Below are 4001 nucleotides of genomic sequence, written 5' to 3'. Positions count from 1 at the left end.
TCAAACAGGCTGTAGCCTTTCTGGAATTGGATTTTGCTTTTGGCCATGATCTCGCACCTCGATAACTGTACGTAAGATCAGTATAGTTCGTGGTAACTGACTGCTAATCATGGGTAATCAGGTTCTTTTTTAAATCACCGCCATGCCAAGCCACCGCATTCACTATGGTCAGGTAATAGGGTGAGTCATTCTTGACACAGCTCGTCCCACCATTGTGTTGCAGTGAGAGGTGCTTGACCGCCTCATTGACGCTATCGGCCAGTCCGACAGGGCGATAAAACAATTTAATACGTGTACGAATCGCCACCTGAAGGTAATTTTCATTAGCCTTCCCCTCTGGCTGAGGAGGAATATCAACGATGTTCAGCCAGAATACCGACTCACGATTGTTCGGCAGCGAATCAAGATTTTTGCCAACAATTTTAATTGATTGGCCCTCACCACCTTTCATCTTGACTACCGGGGGCGTCAGAACAAACGGAACCTTAATTTTTTCAGGTGTATCACTGACGTTTCCATCATCAATCCATGACTGCACCAAGTGAGTGGTCGTGCCACGATTCACCAATTGAACATTGACGAACTTTGCATCTGACGGATATACCACCCGGGTGGCATTAACGATCACGCTAGCCTGACTTGCCATGGAAAAAAGCAAGCCCATCAAGACGAAAATATATTTCATGGTATTCACCTTAATTGGCCGGAAGAGCATGCTTCCGGCCATATCGCTATTACTCGTAGCTGAAGGTATAAGTAGCAGCAGTCACGACAGAGCCCGCAGTCACATCGGTACCGCCAAAGTTGTAGTAGTTGGCGTAGTAGGTCAGGCTCTTGGTCTCGCCGGCATTGGCAAAATCAGTCTTCTTCAGGCCAGTATCGTGAGTGGTATTGAAGGGGATCATGGTCTTGCCATCGCTGGTCAAAGCAATACCCACCCCAGTCGCGGTCCCGGAGTAGTTCTTCAGATACTTTTCGTCATCGGAAACGTTGGAGCTGGAGAAGGTGATCTTCAGCGCAGTCGCTTCGTCATTGGTGCTGGAGCAGTCGGAGACGGCCATGGTGAAGGCCTTGCTGCCTTCGTTAACAAGACCCACGTCGGTACCAACACTGCTGACAGTGACCGGGCTCAGCTGCACGCTGAAGTCAGCACCATTGCTGGTGGTGATATTACAGGTGGTGTCGGTGACAGAGCCGTTGAAGGTAATGGTACCACCGGGAACGCCGGTATCGGTGATAGCGTAGGCATTGTTGACGGCCAGAACAGTCAGAGCGGCGAGCAGGCTTTTCTTGAACATAACAGCTTCCTAATAAGTCTTACATTGTGCGTAATGCGAAATGAAGCTGCCCATCACGGCAACATTCATCAGTCCCACCACTCCCCCGGCATCAACCCGATGACTCTCTGTTATGGCATGCAGACTGATGTCTCAATCAGGCATGCGGGCCGGGGTAGTGGCGACACGGATATGAAACCATGCAAACCAAATAAAACAAAACATAAAACTATAAAAACGAGAATTTTAAAATTAAAACACTAATAAACGTAAAATCTATAACTTATAGCTCTATCGGCATAGCGAAGAAAACGAATGAAAAGATACTTATCACTCACATCAAACCGGAGTTAAAAGCCTTAAAAATCCATCAACCATCCCTATCAACCGCATTTTGGCGGGGAAACGGGCAAAACTCGTCCTATTGAGCCTCACGACACACTCCTTGCCTGAGTGAAAGAGTCAGGAATACACCATGTCGCAGATCGTGATGACAGAGGGTGGAAAGGGTATCAAGGGAGGTTTTTTAAGTCTCTTTTGAAGCCCTAAACCAAAAGACGAGCATGGGGGCGCAGGAATGACCATGATTTTTAAGCGATATAGAATCCATCAAGATAAGCGGAATGCGAATTAAAGGAGGGATACGTCAGTCGGTCTCTTTTATCGACATATGGGGTATTAGACGATAAAAAGGTGGCATGGGGCGAGAGTGTCGTAGCGCGGCCATCAAGATAAGAACACGAGGCGCTTTACACAGCTACAAGCGTTAAATCTAATAAAGAAACAAATAAAAAGAGGGCCGTAGCCCTCTTATATGTCACATAAGCACTATTTATGGCTTGTTATGGCTTGCGGTCATCCCAAATTCCGGGCTCAAGCTGCTCCCGGATTTCCGGGTATTTATTGGCATCGAACGTCGGCACCTTACCCAATTTGAGCTGGTCGTTGTAATCCTTGGCCAGTTTGATTGCCACACCAGAGAGCAGCAATATCGCGACCAAGTTAACAATGGCCATCAATGCCATAGAAACATCAGCCATGGCCCATACCGTGGGTAATTCACCCACAGAGCCAAACATCACCATGCCTAGCACCACTAAGCGGAACAGGATCAGGCCCACTTTATGGTTGTGCTCCAAGAAGACCAGATTGGTCTCGGCATAGGAGTAATTCGCCACAATGGAGGTAAAAGCGAAAAAGAAAATCGCGGCGGCAATGAAGCTGTTACCCCAGCTCCCTACCTGAGAGGAGAGGGCGCGTTGGGTCAACTCGACGCCCGTAATACCAGAGCCAGGTTCAAACTGCCCGGAGAGCAGGATAATAGCCGCAGTACAGGTACAGATGACGATGGTATCCATAAAGACCCCCAGCATCTGCACATACCCCTGAGAGGCGGGATGCGGAGGATAAGGCGTCGCCGTGGCTGCGGCATTGGGGGCTGAGCCCATCCCCGCCTCGTTGGAGAAGAGGCCGCGCTTGATGCCGTTGATCATGGCCTGGGAGATGGCGTACCCCAAGGCACCCGAACCAGCCTGCTCGAAGCCAAACGCTGACTTGATAATGAGGGCGAAAACTCCCGGCAGCTCACTGATGTTGAGCGCAACGATCACCAGCGCCATGGCGATGTAGGCCAGCGCCATGAAGGGCACCACCATCTCGGCAAAGCGGGCCACACTGCGGATCCCACCAAAAATGATCAGCGAGGCCAGCAGCACCAGCGCAATACCACTGATCCAGTCGGGAATACCAAAGGCCACATTCATCGCCAGACTGATGGAGTTCGCCTGCACCGCATTGAACACCAGGCCAAAGGCCAACAACAGGCAGAGGGAGAAGACGACCCCCATCCAGCGCATGCCGAGGCCTCGCTCCATATAATAAGCAGGACCACCGCGATAGTTGCCGTCTTCATCCTTGACCTTGTAGAGCTGAGCCAGGGCGCTCTCGACAAAGGCGGTCGACATACCGATGAAGGCAATCAGCCACATCCAGAAAATGGCGCCAGGCCCACCCAGATAGAGGGCAACGGCAACACCGGCCAGATTGCCCGTGCCGACCCGAGCCGCCAGACTGGTACAAAGCGCCTGGAAGGAGGAGATCCCCGCCTGATCCGACTTACGACTGTTTCTCAGCACAGAGAACATGTGTCCGAAATGACGCAGCTGAATAAAACCCAGTCTCAGGGTGAAGAAGACCCCCACGCCAATCAGAAGATAGATCAGCACAGCGCCCCAGAGTAGATCGTTGAGCAATGCAATCAGTGTATCCATAAGGCTCTCGTTTTCATTAACATCCAAGACCCGAACCTAAGCCCAGTCCCAACTTGTCCAGTACCACAGCAGTGGCAACGTTTTCTAAAGCGCCGAAATTTAGCACAACCACAGCATCAGTTCCTAATGATCACGGCAATACGGCGGGAAAACGAACAAAAGGCAGGGTGGCTCAGGTCATAGCTCGCAGACAAGACCACGTGTTTTATTGATGGATTATCCATTGATTTGAATTCATGTAAAACGTTTTTAAGCCAACCACCCTATTGTGCAGTCACACAGAAAAAACGTTTATATGTAGTAAAATTTCAAGATGGCAGCATCACATTTATTGTGACAAAAATCACAAATGTTTTTGAAACTAAAAAAATAAGTTATTGGCCATCGGCAAGCAGACACTGTCGCATACAGATAAAACATTTATTTTTCATATAGATAGATCTCACCCTCCCCC

3 protein-coding genes are annotated in these 4001 nt (G+C 49.6%); all 3 read right to left on the bottom strand.

Annotated elements, in window-relative coordinates; translation table 11 throughout:
* Positions 1-103 precede the first annotated feature (103 nt).
* The 3 genes from BN1134_RS02560 to BN1134_RS02550 all read right to left on the bottom strand — a co-directional run bounded on the left by BN1134_RS02560 (position 104) and on the right by BN1134_RS02550 (position 3547).
* Positions 104-685 carry a fimbrial biogenesis chaperone gene (locus BN1134_RS02560; RefSeq protein WP_052449403.1) on the bottom strand — a complete coding sequence of 194 codons (582 nt, stop codon included), beginning with the start codon at positions 683-685 and terminating at the stop codon, positions 104-106.
* Positions 686-734: 49 nt separating this feature from the next.
* A complete protein-coding gene (locus BN1134_RS02555; protein WP_042045073.1) occupies positions 735-1298 on the bottom strand; it encodes a fimbrial protein in 564 nt (187 codons plus the stop codon).
* A gap of 821 nt (positions 1299-2119) precedes the next feature.
* Complete coding sequence (locus tag BN1134_RS02550; RefSeq protein ID WP_042045072.1) at positions 2120-3547, bottom strand: alanine/glycine:cation symporter family protein; 1428 nt, start codon at positions 3545-3547, stop codon at positions 2120-2122.
* Positions 3548-4001 lie beyond the last annotated feature (454 nt).

This window comes from Aeromonas simiae (assembly GCF_000820125.1).
Taxonomy (GTDB): domain Bacteria; phylum Pseudomonadota; class Gammaproteobacteria; order Enterobacterales; family Aeromonadaceae; genus Aeromonas; species Aeromonas simiae.
Note: the sequence above shows the minus strand (reverse complement) of the source record. Positions and strands in the feature narration are given on the sequence as shown.

Excerpts from the sequence above, each read along its gene's own strand:
- BN1134_RS02560 (WP_052449403.1), bottom strand. The coding sequence starts at position 685 with ATGAAATATATTTTCGTCTTGATGGGCTTGCTTTTTTCCATGGCAAGT.
- BN1134_RS02555 (WP_042045073.1), bottom strand. The coding sequence starts at position 1,298 with ATGTTCAAGAAAAGCCTGCTCGCCGCTCTGACTGTTCTGGCCGTCAAC.
- BN1134_RS02550 (WP_042045072.1), bottom strand. The coding sequence starts at position 3,547 with ATGGATACACTGATTGCATTGCTCAACGATCTACTCTGGGGCGCTGTG.